The organism is Clostridium sp. D46t1_190503_E9, assembly GCF_015555225.1.
Lineage (GTDB): Bacteria > Bacillota > Clostridia > Clostridiales > Clostridiaceae > Clostridium.
The window spans coordinates 31,188-46,149 of sequence record NZ_JADNKB010000015.1; the positions used below are offsets into that span (position 1 = coordinate 31,188).

Consider the following 14,962-nt stretch of genomic DNA (forward strand, 5'->3'; position numbering starts at 1 on the left):
TTAGAATAGTTATAAATTTTAGTGTATAATTAAAGAGTAAAATAAATATCTTAAAGGAGGTAATATGGTTGAATTAATGATTATATGCGGGTTAATATTATTAATTTGCATAACATCCAGTAAGATTTTATACAAATTTGGAGTTCCAATGCTTTTAATTTTTATAGTGTTAGGGATGCTATTTGGATCTGATGGAATTGTAGGAATATATTTTGATGATTATGAATTAACTAGTAAACTATGTTCGTTAGGATTAGTGTTTATAATGTTTTATGGGGGATTCGGTACCAATTGGAAAATGGCTAAAGAATCAGCTGTTCCATCTATATTAATGTCGACCTTAGGCGTTATAATTACAGCAGGGCTTACAGGGTTATTTTGTTATTATATATTAGGTACAAGTTTATTAGAAGGGTTACTTATAGGATCTGTTGTTGGATCAACTGATGCAGCATCAGTATTCTCAATACTACGTTCTCAGAAGCTTAATTTAAAGGGATCACTTGCACCCTTATTAGAGATAGAAAGTGGCAGTAATGACCCTATTGCATATATGTTAACGCTTATAGTTTTAACATTTATGTCTAGCACAGCGGTAGGTTCTATTGTTCCAATGGTAATAAAGCAAATATTATTTGGAATATTAATAGGAAGTATATTAGCTAAAGGAGCTGTCTATATAATTAGGCGTGCTAATTTTGAAATAGAAGGTTTCTATACAATATTTATAACTGCTATTGCTATATTATCATATGCAGTAAGTGAATGGCTTGGAGGAAATGGATATCTAAGCGTATATATGGCAGGGATTATAATTGGTAATAGTAAGATACCTCATAAGAAGAGTTTATTCCATTTCTTTGATGGAGTGTCATGGATAATGCAAATTGCTTTATTCTTTATTTTAGGGCTTTTATCATTCCCATCTAAATTACCACAAGTAGTTGGTATATCTATAGCAATATCATTATTTATGATATTAATAGCAAGACCATTAGCCACATTTATAATTTTAAGTAAGTTCAATTATTCTGTTAAGGAAAAGATATTCATATCATGGGTTGGACTTAGAGGAGCTGCATCAATAGTTTTTGCTATATTCTCTATGACTTATGGAGTTAATATACAAAATGATATATTCCATATAATGTTCTTTATAGCATTATTCTCAGTAGCTATACAAGGGACATTAATACCAAAAGTAGCGCAAAAGCTAGATTTAGTTGATGACAGTGTACCAGTATTAAAAACATTCAATGATTATAAAGAAGATAAAAGTACAAAGCTTTTAGAAGTTAATATATATGAGGATAGCAAGTGGGTTGATAAGAGTATCATGGATTCTGATATCCCCGAAGATGTATTAATAGTAATGATAAAGCGTGGAGATGATGTTATAGTTCCGAAGGGATCTACCGTCATAAATAAGGGTGATATTTTAGTTTTAAGTGCTAATAATTTTGATAGTTTATTAAATAAGTAAAATATATTATTTAAATTCAAATATGCTATTTGGATTGTTATAATACTATTATAAGTTATGGGACTATATAAATTAAAAGTTTTGTTTTGTAATATAGTATCTAAAATTAAATTTGGAGAAAGCGTTTATGGGAAGAAAAGAAAAAGTATTAAAGGAAAAAATAATAGATGATTTATCTATAGATAAAAGACAAATAGGTTATTATTCAACTCCAAGTTTTATATGTGATTATATTACAAGGCGAGTAATAGATGTAAAAAATAATGGTAAGAGTGTTTTCGATCCATGTTGTGGAAGAGAAGAAATGCTTAATCCTTTCAATAAGTTTAACATAGAAACTTATGGTATAGATATCATTAAATATAAAGAAGAATATAACTGTAATTTTGAAAATACAGATTTTATAAAATATTATTATGAATTTATTAATTCAAATAATCAAATAAAAAATTTAAATTATGATTATTATGTTTTAAATCCACCTTATAATTGTCATGAAGTTCAATATATAAGAGATAATAAAAAAGAATTAAAGAAATATTTCAATGATGTAGGTGTTCATAATATGTATGGAATTTTTATTTCAGCTATAATGGATATGGCTAAGGATGGAGCTGTAATAGGAATAATAACACATGATTCATTTTTAACGTCTAAAAGCTATGAGGGGCTAAGAAAGAAAATATTGAATACGTGCTCTATACATGAAATAACTATGTGTCCAACTGACTTGTTTTTAGAGCAAGGAGCGGAAGTAAGAACTAGTATAGTTATATTACAAAAGGGATTAAATTATCAAGGAAATATAATCATAAATAATAGATGCAGAAGTCGAGAAGAGTTAGTTAGTATTTTAAAAGCAGATGAAAATCATTTATATAAATTAAAGGATATAGTGTTAAATAATATCATAGATAACAGTGAATTTATCTTAGAATGTCCAAATGAGATTAAAGATTTATTTAAGCTTTATAGGCTAGGAGAACAATTTAAGTGTATAACTGGAATATCAACAGGAAATGATAGATTGTATCTTTCAAAAGAAAAGAAGGAGCCATATATAGTTCCGTTTTATAAGAATCCAGGTAGAGATAGATACTATACAAATAAAATCATGTATATAAATAAAGATTTTATGAATATATCTAAAAGTATTCCTAATTTTATAGTAAGAAATAAAGAGCTTTTATATAAAACGGGAATAATTTGCTCTTCAATGGGAGTACAATTTACAGCTTGCAAGCTACCTAAGGAAAGCACTTTTGGTGTAAATACTTGCATTATATGCGAAGATAAAGATATATTTTGGTTACTAGCGTATTTAAACTCTACTTTAGTTACTTATTTAGTTAGAGGTGTTTTAAATAGAAGTAATATGATAACATCAGGATATGTATCAAGAATACCACTTTTAAACTTTGACAATAAAGTAAAGAATAAGTTAGCTCATTTAGGAAGTCTAGCATATGAAAATGTTAAAAATGAAAAAGATATTAGTGATACATTAAAAGAAATAGATAAGATAGTTAATAATACTGCTAATTTATCTACTGATACAGTATTATATATAGATAGGTTTAAATTTGATTTGGTTAAGAGAACATAAAAAACAGTCTTTAAGACTGTTTTTTATTATGATTTATTCATCTAAAGGCTCAAACTCATCTTTGGAAGCACCACAAACTGGGCAAACCCAATCATCAGGTAAATCTTCAAAGGCTGTATCTGGATCTATTCCGTTTTCTGGGTCGCCATATTCTGGATCATAAACATAAGTACAAGGTACACAAATGTATTTTTGCATTAATATAAACCTCCTAAAATTCCTTTATATTTAAAAATGTATTGGGTATATTATTAAAATATGATATAAATTATTATAAATAATAAAAAAATATAAAAGAGTTATACATTTATAGATAGAGGTGATGATATGAAAAGAAAAACTAGTAAAAATAATGATTTACTAAGTAGTGTAAGAAAGGACACATCTCCTAAAATATATTCCTTATTAGTAGATTTAGTAAATGAAGATAGAGAGGATTTAGCAGAATTAGTATTAAAGATAGATTATTTATTAGAATATACAAGTGCATGTATAAATCAAAAAGATTTTGATGAAGCTAAGGAAACTATTAAGAGAGTAGAGGATAGAATAAGTATTCTTGAAAAAGAAGGTAAGGATATAGAATATATAAAATATCTTTATGAAGGAATAAAAAAGAAATGTAAATAACACAAAAGGCTATTTAACGCTTACCTCAAGCTTAAAATAGCCTTATTTTTATTTAATTATTTTCTTTTTCTATTTTTATTTGCGACTTCGATGTTTACTTTTCTCTTATTAAGCCTAACACCTATACATTTATCAAGAACCTTATCCTTAACATCTGGAGCTATATTAACAAATGAGAAGTTTTCTAATATATCTATATCACCTATTGAAGAAGCCTTTATTCTAGCTGTATCTTTAATAAAGTTAACTAGAGTTTTAGGATTTATTCCATCTCTTCTTCCTATTGATAAGAATAAGCGTATATCTTCTGATTTAGGAGCTTCTAAAACATCAGATGTATAAGTTTCTAATAAATCATCATTGAATTTATTTTTTATTAAAGCAGCAATAATCTCTACAGAATCATACTTTTGAGTTAATTCTGTTGCTACTGGAATAAACTTTGAGTAATCAGAATCATTAATAGTATTAGTTACATCTTCTAATATTGATTTTGATTTACTGTTAAATATATCATTAACTGTTGGGATATTTTTTCTAGTTATATCACTCTTAGTTACTGATTTTATTTGTTTTAACATTGAATATTCTTTTGGAGAAACTAATGAGTAAGCGATACCTTCTCTATTTGCTCTTCCAGTTCTACCTATTCTATGAACATAGCTTTCAACGTCTTGAGGTAAATCATAGTTTATAACGTGTGTTATCCCTTCAACATCTATACCTCTTGCAGCTACATCTGTTGCAACTAAGTAATTTAAAGAACCTTCTTTAAATTTCTTTAATGTTCTTAATCTATGTGCTTGGGACATATCTCCGTGCATACCTTCAACAACATATCCTCTTGATTGCATACCTTCAACTAATTCATCTACACCCTTCTTAGTTCTACAGAATATAATTGCAGATGATGGAGTATCGAAATCTAAAACTCTACAAAGTGCTTCAAATCTTGTCTTATGAGATACTTCAAAGAAGTTTTGAGTTATCTTAGACACGGTCATAGAAGTTTTCTTTATAGATATATGTTTTGCATCAGGCTTCATATATCTCTTAGCTAATTTTCTTATTTGTTCAGGCATAGTTGCTGAGAATAATAAAGTTTGTCTTTCACTTGGTAATTGCTTTATTATATCTTCCAAGTCATCTATAAAGCCCATGTTTAACATTTCATCAGCTTCATCTAAAACTAAGAATTTAATTGCATCCAGCTTTATAGTTCCTCTTTTTATATGATCTAAAACTCTACCAGGAGTACCAACTACAATATTAACATTTCTTTTTAATGCTCTTATTTGGTTTGTTATTGGATCTCCACCGTAAACAGGTAGTATTGTTAACTCATCATATTTTGATAATCTTTTTAGCTCATCATTAACTTGTATAGCTAGTTCTCTTGTTGGAGCTAAAATTATAGCGCTAAGTCCACTTTTCTTAGAAATATGATTAATAATTCCACATCCAAAAGCAGCAGTTTTACCAGTACCAGTTTGAGCTTGACCTATAAGATCGTATCCTTGTATAGCTACAGGTATTGCCTCAGCTTGTATTTGTGATGGTTTTTCAAAACCTAAATCATTAATAGATTTCAAAAGGGTATCCTTAAGCCCTAAGTTACTAAATTTTATTTCGTTCATTCAAAATCCTCTTTCTTTTAGTATTTAAAATAATTTATAATTAAATATAATATATATTTTTTGATTTTATATTAGTTATATGATTTAACATTCCTTAAATCATAAAAAAATATAATATGATTTTTAGTATTGTTAAATTTTACTATAACTATATAGTATTTTTTCTTAACTAACTCAGTATACACTATAATTCAAAAATATGCTCGTATTATTTACTAGTAAAATAAGTTATTTTGTAATAAATATTGAAAAAGCGATAAGTAAACGTTTGAGAGAAGGTGTAATATGGAAAATAATAGAGAAAAATTATATTTTTATGAAATAGATAGCATAATAGGACCTATATATATTGTGAAGAGTGTAAAAGGATTAAGAATGATTGAATTAATAGAAGAAGAGTGGATCAAATTTAAGAAAAAAAATAACTTAATAGAAGATAAAAATATATGCTTAGATGTAATTACTCAATTAAATGAGTATTTTACTGGAAAAAGAAGAAACTTTGACTTAAAGCTTGATATAGAAGGAACTGAATTTAGAAAACTAGTATGGAAGGAATTAATAAAAATTCCATATGGAGAAGTGAAAAGCTATAGCTATATAGCTAGTTCTATTGGAAATGAAAAAGCTGTAAGGGCAATAGGTCAAGCTAATAGAGCAAATCCTATTCCTATAGTAATTCCATGTCATAGAGTAGCTGGTAAAAGTGGGAGGTTGTTAGGATATGCAGGAAACCATACAGATATTCAAGAAAAGCTTATTAAATTTGAAGAAAATAATATAATCCGATAGAAAGCCGAAAGGAATATATAGGAAATTTATATTTACATATTATGGGAGTGAATTTGTCTCTCCCTTTTTTTATTTATAAATAATATTCTTGTAATATAAGAATAAGTATTTTAATATATAATTGCGAAGTAAAATAATAGTGTAAAACATAGTATATAAATTGTTTATAAATATAAATTAATTTAGGAATTAAATAGTATATATTTAGTAAATATGTAAGGAGATAAATATGGATACGCAACTTATTCAAGATTTTAAAAATTTATATTTTAGCAAAAAGCAAATTTCAAGAAGAATATTCGACAAAGAAGAACTGGAAGAAATATGGAAAATGGTCGAAGAAGATAGAATAAAAATGTCTATGGAGAGTCGTTCTAATTTTGAACCGCTTGTAAATTACTGGTTTAACAATACGGAAGATATTATTTGTAATACTGAGTTTATAGATGAAGCAAATAATTTGGGGGTATTTAATTATATATCTCAAAAGATAAGGGAGAAGTTAAATAATTCAGCGGAAGAGTTGGAATTACTAGGGTTAGATAATTTAGATAGTATAGTTATTTCGGATGAAATATTAAAGAATTTGAAATTAGCTATTAATAATGACTGTAAAATTGACGAAGAGTTTATATTGAATTTGTATAGTATTATTGATGGAAAAGGCAAAAAGGATAATAAGAATAATATACAAGGCATTAGTAGAGATGAATTAAATGCAGATAACATAAAAACATTAATTTCCTTAATAAATGAAAATGGTGAGAAAAGTGTATTAATAGTAGCTGCAACAATATATTTATACATAATAGTTAATAAGCCATTTAAAAGATATAATTCTATATTTTCAGAACTTTTATCATATAAATATCTATTAGTTAATGGATATGAAGTTATAAAATATTGTTCAGTATCAACGTTAATAAATTCAAAATTAAAAAAATATAATGCGGCAATTGAAAATAGTATAGCTTCAAATGGTGATATAACTTACTTTATAAGATTTTACATAGGTATATTAAGAGATGCAATTGAAGCTTTAAATAGTGAGTTAAATTATAAATTTGGTAAGAAAATATTGAAAGAGTTAATTGAAAGAAATAATATAAAATTAGAAGAAAGACAAATTAAATTTATTAACAGTATTTTATCATCTAAAATTAATACTGTAACAATAGAAAACTATAAAAATAAACTGGATATTTCATATGAAACTGCTAGAAGTGATTTGAATTATTTAGTAACATTAGGTTTTTTCAAGATAGCAAAGTCAGGAAAGAGATATGAATATTATAAGAATGATATATCTACAATTGTGGATAACTTTGAAGAATAATGTTGACAAATTTTAATAATTATTAGAAAATAACTAGAGAAAATTTAAGTGTTAAAAGAGCAGATGGGCGGCAGACTACCCATGTGCTTTTTTTTATGCAAATAATTAAATTAACTAAAGTGGGAGGAGTTAGATGAAAAAGATACTAAAAGATAAGATGTTTATAAGTACAATGCTTACACTAGCATTACCGATAACACTGCAAAATTTTGTTACTTCATCATTAAATCTTGTGGATAATTTGATGGTCGGTAGACTAGGAGAAGAAGCTATTGCCGCTGTAGGGCTTGCAAATCAATACTTCTTTATTTTTATGTTATGTATTTCAGGTATAAATGCAGGAGCAAGTGTATTTATGTCTCAATATTGGGGAAGAAAAGATGTAGTTAATATTAGAAAGGTACTAGGATTAGATATTACTATTGGATTTTTAGCTTCATTAATATTTGGAGGAGCTGCATTTATTATGGCAGAGCCAATAATGAAGGTTTTATCAAGAGATTTTCAAGTTATAGAATTGGGAGTTCAATATTTAAGAATTATTGCAATAAGCTTTATATTTACTAATTTTACACAAGCACTTTCTTCAGCTCTTAGGAGTTCAGAGCAACCAAAGGTACCAATGTATGCAAGCTTAATTGGAGTGTTAAGCAATGCATTTTTAAACTGGGTATTTATTTTTGGAAACTTAGGGGTAAAACCTATGGGAGTAGCAGGAGCTGCGTTAGCTACAACCATAGCGCGTACTATAGAAATGATTTATATAATTATTATGATATATGGCAAAAAGAATATTATATCAGCAAATATTAAAGAGTTATTTGCTTTTGATATAGATTTTGTAAAAGTGTATTTTAATACATCAACAGCTGTTATAGCAAATGAATTGTTGTGGTCATTAGGGATGACTGCATATTCAATTGCTTATGCACAAATAGGTACAAGTGCTGTAGCTACAATGCAAATTGCAACTACATTAAATAATATGTTTATGGTATTGTGTATAGGATTAGCCTCTGCTGCTGCAATTATGGTTGGTAACAAGATAGGTGCAAACGAAGAAGATATAGCAGTCGATTACTCACATAAAATAGGAAAAGTCGCACCAATGCTTGGATTAATAATAGGTGTTTTAGTATGGAATTTAGCTCCTCAAATAGTTAGGCCTTTTAATGTAGAAGCAGGGACATTTAAGGATACAGTAGAAGTTTTAAGAATAATGGCTTTAATATGTCCTATAAGATCTTATAATGTAGTTATGATTGTAGGAATATTTAGAGGTGGTGGAGATACACTTTATTCTACATTAGTTCAATTAGGAACAGTTTGGTTTTATGCCGTTCCAATGGCATTTTTAGCAACTATAATTTTTAAATTGCCAATAACTTTTGTATATTTCTTAATATGTATAGAGGAATTTATTAAAGTTTGCTTTGAAAGAAGTAGGTTGAGATCTGGAAAATGGATTAAAAATGTAATAGCAGAAAATGAATTAGTAGTGTAATATAATCGAAAAGAGAAATAGATATATTCCGTGGCTAACTATATGCTCATTCCAAATATTCTATTTATCTTTGACAACTTATATTTATCGCTTAAATTAATAGTAAAAAGGGAAAAGTGAGGCAGTTAAGAAAAAAATTTGCAGATGATTTTTAAATAAAAAGTGTTTTGTACCTTTAGCAAGAAAGATAGCAGATAGATTTGTTTTCCATAATCTATCTGCTATCTTTTTTATTAATTTTTATATATTCATAATTCAGAAAAGTTGAATTATCTTTATATTTTTCTATTTTTTAATTCCTTCATTTTTAATGAGGTAATTTACTTTGTATTATTTCATAAACTTTTTTAGGCAAAGCATCCTGTTCTTCTTTAGTTAAATTAGCTGTTTCTATAGCTGGGTGGATATATAAATCTACGTGAGCAGGTTGTACAATCCATTTTTTCTTGCTAGATTCCATTATTTTATAAGATCCGCTCATTGTAACAGGTATTATAGGTACTTTAGATTTTGTAGCTAACTTAAAACTACCTGCTTTAAATTCACCCATCTTATCACCTTTACTTCTTGTTCCTTCTGGAAATATAACTAGGGAATGACCGTTTTTTAATACCTTAACACCTTGAATTATAGCTTCTCCAGCTTTTCTTAGGTTACTTCTATCCATAAAGATACAATGCATGTACTCCATCCATGTACTTACTCCGGGGATTTTCTTTACTTCTATTTTGGATACAAATCCTTTTACTCCAGGAATTTTAGTAATATATATTGGTATATCAAAATTTCCTTGGTGATTTCCTATAAATAATACATTTTGATCTTCAGGAAGATTTTCTAGTCCATGAACTGTAACTTTAACTCCAGCAACTTTTAAAAGACTATTAGCCCAAGCTGTAGTCGCCTTATAAACAAGTTGGTCCTTTTTATCTTCAAGACCTTTTTTATCAAGCCTTTTAGTTCTTATCATACTAGGTATACTAAGCAGTAAACCTATGAAGAAAACTATATACCAAGCAATAGATCTAAGCATGCAATCAAATCCTTTCAATAATTTATTAAAAATTCCATAAATAAAGTATATAACAAAGTTACTACATATAAAAGTAAATAAATAGATAACTTTTAAAGTGGTATTTCTTGATATTTAAGGGTCTAACGAAACGGTAGGACCTTAATAGGTATTAATACTAGTTGTGATGAAATTTTTGAAAAATATATCACTAAATATGTGTATAAAAAGTATAATTTATAATCTAAGTAACTATATAATTATATCAAACATATAGTAAGTAATAAAAAGTATTTTAGAGGTGAGAGGTTTGGATAAACTAGAACCGAGTAAACTTATATTTGATTTTAAAGATGGGATATCTAAGGAGGGCCCAATAATTCCACGTAATTATACAGTTACTCATTCAGATGAGGCAGGCAATATATTGGTAATAGTTGCTAAAACGTATGATAAAAGTTGTGTAACTGATAAAAGAGATGAAATATATGGTAAGTGGTGCGAAAATGGTAATAAGTATATTTTGTGTATCGAGTTAAGTGTAGATGGGAATGAAAGAGATAAAAATAAGGTATTACAAAGAAATAGAATATTTAGAGATGTTCTACCATTAGTAATTACTGCTATAAGACAGGGAGATTTAGGATTAATAAAAAAACATAATAAATTAGATGAATCAGATATATTTATAAAGTTTAATTCAAGATTTGATGAATTTTATAAAGTTGAGCATTGGGGAAAATTAAAAAATTATAAGTATATAGAAGATGATTACGATGAATGTGACCTTAAATCTCCAGAAGAAAGTAGGCTAATGGGAAAAACAAGGTCTCAATTACTTAGGAAAAAAAATTTTAAAATTAGAATGGAAGAAGGTATTATACTTAATCTTTTAAATCCATATATAGAAAATCAATTGTGCGTTGCATATGGGAATAATATAAGGTACTGTATTGATAAATGTGAGATAATTGATATTGATGAAATAAAATCATTAGATGGATGTGGGAAAATATATGAAGTGTCTTTATCAGTTAAAATGAAGATAAAATCTAAGCTTAGAGAGGTTTCTATGGATTTTATCATAAAGCCAAACAATGTAATAATTAAAAGAATGGAAGAATAAATAATTGCTATGGATGATATTATAGAAGTAGGATAATATTGACATGTGTTTAATATTATTATACAATTTACTTGATGTTTATGTCTCCATAGTTCAATGGATAGAACAGTCCCCTCCTAAGGGACAGATACAGGTTCGATCCCTGTTGGGGATACCACATAAAACCCTCAAGCTTTAATTTTATTAGGCTTGAGGGTTTTATGTTTTTTTAAGTACTAAAATATAATTAAAAAGATTAAGGAATTATATATTTTATAGAGTTTATTGATATAGTGTAGTTACCGATAAATGAATTAGAGTAACTACAAGTTATGTAGTTACTAAGAAATATAATAAAGTAACCACAAAAGATGTAGTTACCAAGAAAAAGATAAGGTAACTACAATAGAGATACATAACTAAGTAAATTTGAAAATAACTTAGCGATAATGTTTTACCTATATATGAAAAATGATAACTAGATAATTTATAAAATTTAATTATATAAATGTGTTGTGGTAAATATTATATATTATAGAATTATTACTTAAATTTTATCTTAAAATTAATATATTAATTTTAAGATATGATATAATATAAAATAAAAAATATTTAATTTAGGAGTGTGAATAAATTTGGAGAGTTATACGTGGCAGATAGTATTATTAATAATATTATTGTTGATGTCAGGATTTTTCTCTATGTCAGAAACAGCCTTAATGGCACTAAGTAAAATTAGAATAAGACATATGGTAGAAGAGGGAGTTAAGGGAGCAAAGCTAGTTGAGAAGCTTGCTGAAGATCCAAGTAGGCTATTAGGAGCAATACTAATAGGTAATAATATAGTTAATATAGGAGCATCTGCACTTGCAACATCTGTTGCTGTTAAAGCTTTTGGAGAAGGGGCAGTAGGAGTTGTAACTATAGTGATGACTATATTAGTTCTTATATTTGGTGAAATAACTCCAAAATCTATAGCAAAACAAAAATCAGAAAGTGTTGCTTTAAAGGTTAGTAAGCCTATAAATATTGCAGTTAAAATATTTAGGCCATTTATAGCTATATTTACAGCTATATCTAGCTTATTTATAAGACTTTTAGGTGGTGATCCAAAGGCAACAGAACCATTTATAACAGAAGAAGAACTAAAGACTATGGTAGGTGTTAGTGAAGAAGAAGGAGTACTTGAGGATGTAGAAAAAGAAATGATATTTAATGTTTTCGAATTTGCAGATTCTCAAGTTAAGGATGTTATGGTTCAAAGAGTTGATGTAGTAGCAGTAGATATAAATGCTACCTATGATGAAGTTATAAATATTATTAAAACTGAACAATTCTCAAGAATACCAGTTTATAATCAGAATATAGATGATGTTATAGGAATATTAAATGTAAAAGACTTAATAATAGCTTCTCAAAGTAAGGAGAATTTTAAAATCTCTGATTATATGAGAGATGCTTACTATACTTTTGAATTTAAGAAAATTACAGAGCTGTTTAATGAAATGAAAAAAACTAGAAACCACATGGCTGTTGTATTAGATGAATATGGCGGAAATGTTGGTATAGTTACTATAGAAGACTTAATTGAAGAAGTGGTTGGAGAAATTGAAGACGAGTATGATGACGAAGAAGATAACGATATAGTAGTTGTTAAAGAAGATGAATATATAGTTGATGGAAGTGCAAGATTAGATCATATAGGTGATTTAATAGGGGTTACAATGGAATCAGAGGAGTTTGATTCTGTAGGAGGACTAGTAATTGGTGAATTAGGAAGATTTCCTGAGAAATCAGAGGAAGTTAAGCTTAATAATATTAGGTTTGTAGTTGAAGAAGTAGATAAAAATAGAATTAAGAAAGTTAGAATATACACTTAATTTAAAAATAAAATGGAGAACTATATAAAATTAAGTTCTCCATTTTTATTTAAAATGATAGATTCTTAATAAGAGGTTGTATTTTATGGATTATATGAATTTAGCAATAGAAGAAGCTAAAAGTGCATATAACAAAGGAGAAGTTCCAGTAGGTGTAGTTATAGTTAAAGATGGAGAAGTTATAGCAAGTCAACATAACTTGAAGGAAAGTTTAAAGTTACCAACAGCACATGCAGAAATATTAGCAATAGAAGATGCTTGCAAAAAGTTAAATAATTGGAGGTTATCAGGTTGCGAGATGTATGTAACTTTGGAGCCTTGTCCGATGTGTGCAGCAGCAATAGCACAAAGCAGAATTTCAAAGTTATTTATAGGCACTTTTAATAAAGATATGGGTGCCTGTGGCTCTACTATAAATTTAATAGACTATAATATATTTAATTGGCATGTAGATGTTAGGTGGTGCTACAATCAGGAATGTAGTTATTTATTAACTTCATTTTTCTTAAAACAAAGGAATAAAAATTAGGAATTATGTATTCCTTTATAAATAGTACATATTTATTTGGTATAATTATCTATAAAGTTATATAATTAAAGTAATAACTATAAGAGGAGGAAATAAAATGAATCCAGTAGCTTTTGAATTATTTGGTTTAGAAATAAGGTGGTATGGAATAATAATATCACTTGGAGTATTAGCTGCTATGTTATTAATATATATGTTGGCTAAGAAGAAAAAATTAGATTATGATACAATAATAGATGCATTTTTAATAACTTTTCCAATATCAATTATTGGAGCAAGATTATATTATGTAGCTTTTGAATATAAAAATTACCATTCATTTATGGATGTAATTAACATAAGAAATGGTGGAATGGCAATACATGGAGGAGTTATAGCTGCGTTATTAGCAGGTTTCATATTTGCAAGATATAGAAAAATAAACTTCTTAAGATATGTAGATGTTATAATGCCAGGAGTTATACTAGCTCAAGCAATTGGGAGATGGGGTAACTTCATGAATCAAGAAGCGCATGGAGGTCCAGTATCTAAAGAATTTATAAGTAAGTTCCCGGAATTTATTCAAAAGGGTATGTATATTAATGGAGTTTATTATCATCCAACATTTTTATATGAATCAATATGGAACCTTTTAGTTTGTGCAATTTTAGTTTATATTGTTTATAAGAAAAAGGAAGCAAAAGACGGTATAGTTCTTGGTGGATATATGATTTTATATTCAATAGGAAGATTCTTTATAGAAGGATTAAGAACTGATAGTTTAATGTTTATGGGACTAAGAACAGCTCAAATGATAAGCTTACTTGGAGTACTACTAGGTATAGTTTTAATTGTTTGGATAAATAAGAAAAATAAGGCTGTTTAGGTATTATAGTTACATAGAAGTTTTAAATGTTGCAATATGAATTAGTATGTGATAATATATAGCAGTAGTTAAAATTAAATAGCTATATATTATTTTATGGAGAGATGTCCGAGTGGTCGAAGGAGCACGCCTGGAAAGCGTGTATAGGGGAAACTCTATCAGGGGTTCAAATCCCCTTCTCTCCGCCATAGCCGTGCTAGATGGGGAGTCAGCGGTGCCCTGTAACCCGCAATCCGCTATAGCGGGGTTGAATTCCTAGCCTAGGCTTTAATCTGTAGGGTCTGCCTATGCAAGTGGTGTTGATGGCAAGGTCCCATACGACGTAAGTGCGTGAACCTCGTCAGGTCCGGAAGGAAGCAGCGATAAGCGATTACTGCGTGTGATATGGATCAATCTTGTCAGAGCTAACTACATAGTAACGCCTATAGATTACTGTCGAAGCTAGGTGCACGGTTTTAATTTTTAGGCCTTTCTAACCAAAAGAAGGGTTTTTTTAATGTAAAGCGCAGAAAATAAATGTTTAATTATTACATAGAATATTTATTTAATTAAAGGTTACTCTTCAATAGGATTAACATACAAT

The 14,962-nt window shown here is 27.9% G+C and carries 13 protein-coding genes, 2 tRNA genes and 1 other RNA gene; 13 read left to right on the forward strand and 3 right to left on the reverse strand.

All coding sequences use genetic code 11. From position 1 onward, the window contains the following. Positions 1-64 precede the first annotated feature (64 nt). Both I2E83_RS15535 and I2E83_RS15540 read left to right on the forward strand, forming a co-directional pair. Positions 65-1,483, forward strand: a complete 1,419-nt coding sequence (locus I2E83_RS15535; RefSeq protein WP_195430773.1) for a potassium/proton antiporter — start codon at positions 65-67, stop codon at positions 1,481-1,483. Positions 1,484-1,610: 127 nt separating this feature from the next. Then, positions 1,611-3,089, forward strand: a complete 1,479-nt coding sequence (locus I2E83_RS15540; RefSeq protein ID WP_195430774.1) for an N-6 DNA methylase — start codon at positions 1,611-1,613, stop codon at positions 3,087-3,089. Positions 3,090-3,122: 33 nt separating this feature from the next. Here I2E83_RS15540 and rd read toward each other — a convergent pair whose 3' ends face one another. Continuing rightward, positions 3,123-3,287, reverse strand: a complete 165-nt coding sequence (gene rd / locus I2E83_RS15545; protein ID WP_195266063.1) for a rubredoxin — start codon at positions 3,285-3,287, stop codon at positions 3,123-3,125. A gap of 129 nt (positions 3,288-3,416) precedes the next feature. Here rd and I2E83_RS15550 point away from each other — a divergent pair, with 129 nt between their 5' ends. Next, positions 3,417-3,719: a hypothetical protein gene (locus I2E83_RS15550; protein ID WP_195266065.1), complete on the forward strand. Its 303-nt coding sequence runs from the start codon at positions 3,417-3,419 to the stop codon at positions 3,717-3,719. A gap of 56 nt (positions 3,720-3,775) precedes the next feature. Here I2E83_RS15550 and I2E83_RS15555 read toward each other — a convergent pair whose 3' ends face one another. Next, positions 3,776-5,356: a DEAD/DEAH box helicase gene (locus I2E83_RS15555; RefSeq protein WP_195430776.1), complete on the reverse strand. Its 1,581-nt coding sequence runs from the start codon at positions 5,354-5,356 to the stop codon at positions 3,776-3,778. Positions 5,357-5,641: 285 nt separating this feature from the next. On the opposite strand from I2E83_RS15555, the gene I2E83_RS15560 reads away from it, so the two are divergent. From I2E83_RS15560 to I2E83_RS15570, 3 genes are all read left to right on the forward strand, one after another. Beyond that, entirely contained in the window at positions 5,642-6,148 is a 507-nt protein-coding gene (locus I2E83_RS15560) for a methylated-DNA--[protein]-cysteine S-methyltransferase (RefSeq protein WP_195430778.1), read from the forward strand. A gap of 229 nt (positions 6,149-6,377) precedes the next feature. After that, the gene (locus I2E83_RS15565; protein WP_195430781.1) at positions 6,378-7,484 is read left to right on the forward strand and encodes a Fic family protein; all 1,107 of its coding nucleotides are present in this window, start codon (positions 6,378-6,380) and stop codon (positions 7,482-7,484) included. 133 nt (positions 7,485-7,617) lie between these two features. Further along, positions 7,618-8,988 (forward strand): MATE family efflux transporter, encoded by a 1,371-nt coding sequence (locus tag I2E83_RS15570; RefSeq protein WP_195430785.1) that lies wholly within the window; start codon positions 7,618-7,620, stop codon positions 8,986-8,988. Positions 8,989-9,295: 307 nt separating this feature from the next. Here I2E83_RS15570 and I2E83_RS15575 read toward each other — a convergent pair whose 3' ends face one another. Next, positions 9,296-10,021 (reverse strand): lysophospholipid acyltransferase family protein, encoded by a 726-nt coding sequence (locus I2E83_RS15575; RefSeq protein ID WP_195266075.1) that lies wholly within the window; start codon positions 10,019-10,021, stop codon positions 9,296-9,298. Between the two features lie 280 nt (positions 10,022-10,301). Here I2E83_RS15575 and I2E83_RS15580 point away from each other — a divergent pair, with 280 nt between their 5' ends. The 7 genes from I2E83_RS15580 to ffs all read left to right on the forward strand — a co-directional run bounded on the left by I2E83_RS15580 (position 10,302) and on the right by ffs (position 14,832). Beyond that, positions 10,302-11,126, forward strand: a complete 825-nt coding sequence (locus I2E83_RS15580; RefSeq protein WP_347707769.1) for a staygreen family protein — start codon at positions 10,302-10,304, stop codon at positions 11,124-11,126. Between the two features lie 82 nt (positions 11,127-11,208). After that, positions 11,209-11,283, forward strand: a tRNA-Arg gene (locus tag I2E83_RS15585). 457 nt (positions 11,284-11,740) lie between these two features. Further along, complete coding sequence (locus I2E83_RS15590) at positions 11,741-12,985, forward strand: hemolysin family protein (RefSeq protein ID WP_195430788.1); 1,245 nt, start codon at positions 11,741-11,743, stop codon at positions 12,983-12,985. An 85-nt stretch (positions 12,986-13,070) separates the two neighbouring features. Continuing rightward, positions 13,071-13,514 (forward strand): nucleoside deaminase, encoded by a 444-nt coding sequence (locus I2E83_RS15595; protein ID WP_195266081.1) that lies wholly within the window; start codon positions 13,071-13,073, stop codon positions 13,512-13,514. 97 nt (positions 13,515-13,611) lie between these two features. Beyond that, positions 13,612-14,379, forward strand: a complete 768-nt coding sequence (gene lgt / locus I2E83_RS15600; RefSeq protein WP_195266083.1) for a prolipoprotein diacylglyceryl transferase — start codon at positions 13,612-13,614, stop codon at positions 14,377-14,379. Between the two features lie 98 nt (positions 14,380-14,477). Further along, positions 14,478-14,567 (forward strand) — tRNA-Ser (locus tag I2E83_RS15605). A 3-nt stretch (positions 14,568-14,570) separates the two neighbouring features. Then, positions 14,571-14,832, forward strand: an RNA gene (gene ffs, locus I2E83_RS15610) — signal recognition particle sRNA large type. The last annotated feature ends 130 nt before the right edge of the window (positions 14,833-14,962 follow it).

Coding starts and splice junctions, on each gene's coding strand:
- I2E83_RS15535 (WP_195430773.1), top strand. CDS start 65: ATGGTTGAATTAATGATTATATGCGGGTTAATATTATTAATTTGCATA.
- I2E83_RS15540 (WP_195430774.1), top strand. CDS start 1,611: ATGGGAAGAAAAGAAAAAGTATTAAAGGAAAAAATAATAGATGATTTA.
- rd (WP_195266063.1), bottom strand. CDS start 3,287: ATGCAAAAATACATTTGTGTACCTTGTACTTATGTTTATGATCCAGAA.
- I2E83_RS15550 (WP_195266065.1), top strand. CDS start 3,417: ATGAAAAGAAAAACTAGTAAAAATAATGATTTACTAAGTAGTGTAAGA.
- I2E83_RS15555 (WP_195430776.1), bottom strand. CDS start 5,356: ATGAACGAAATAAAATTTAGTAACTTAGGGCTTAAGGATACCCTTTTG.
- I2E83_RS15560 (WP_195430778.1), top strand. CDS start 5,642: ATGGAAAATAATAGAGAAAAATTATATTTTTATGAAATAGATAGCATA.
- I2E83_RS15565 (WP_195430781.1), top strand. CDS start 6,378: ATGGATACGCAACTTATTCAAGATTTTAAAAATTTATATTTTAGCAAA.
- I2E83_RS15570 (WP_195430785.1), top strand. CDS start 7,618: ATGAAAAAGATACTAAAAGATAAGATGTTTATAAGTACAATGCTTACA.
- I2E83_RS15575 (WP_195266075.1), bottom strand. CDS start 10,021: ATGCTTAGATCTATTGCTTGGTATATAGTTTTCTTCATAGGTTTACTG.
- I2E83_RS15595 (WP_195266081.1), top strand. CDS start 13,071: ATGGATTATATGAATTTAGCAATAGAAGAAGCTAAAAGTGCATATAAC.
- lgt (WP_195266083.1), top strand. CDS start 13,612: ATGAATCCAGTAGCTTTTGAATTATTTGGTTTAGAAATAAGGTGGTAT.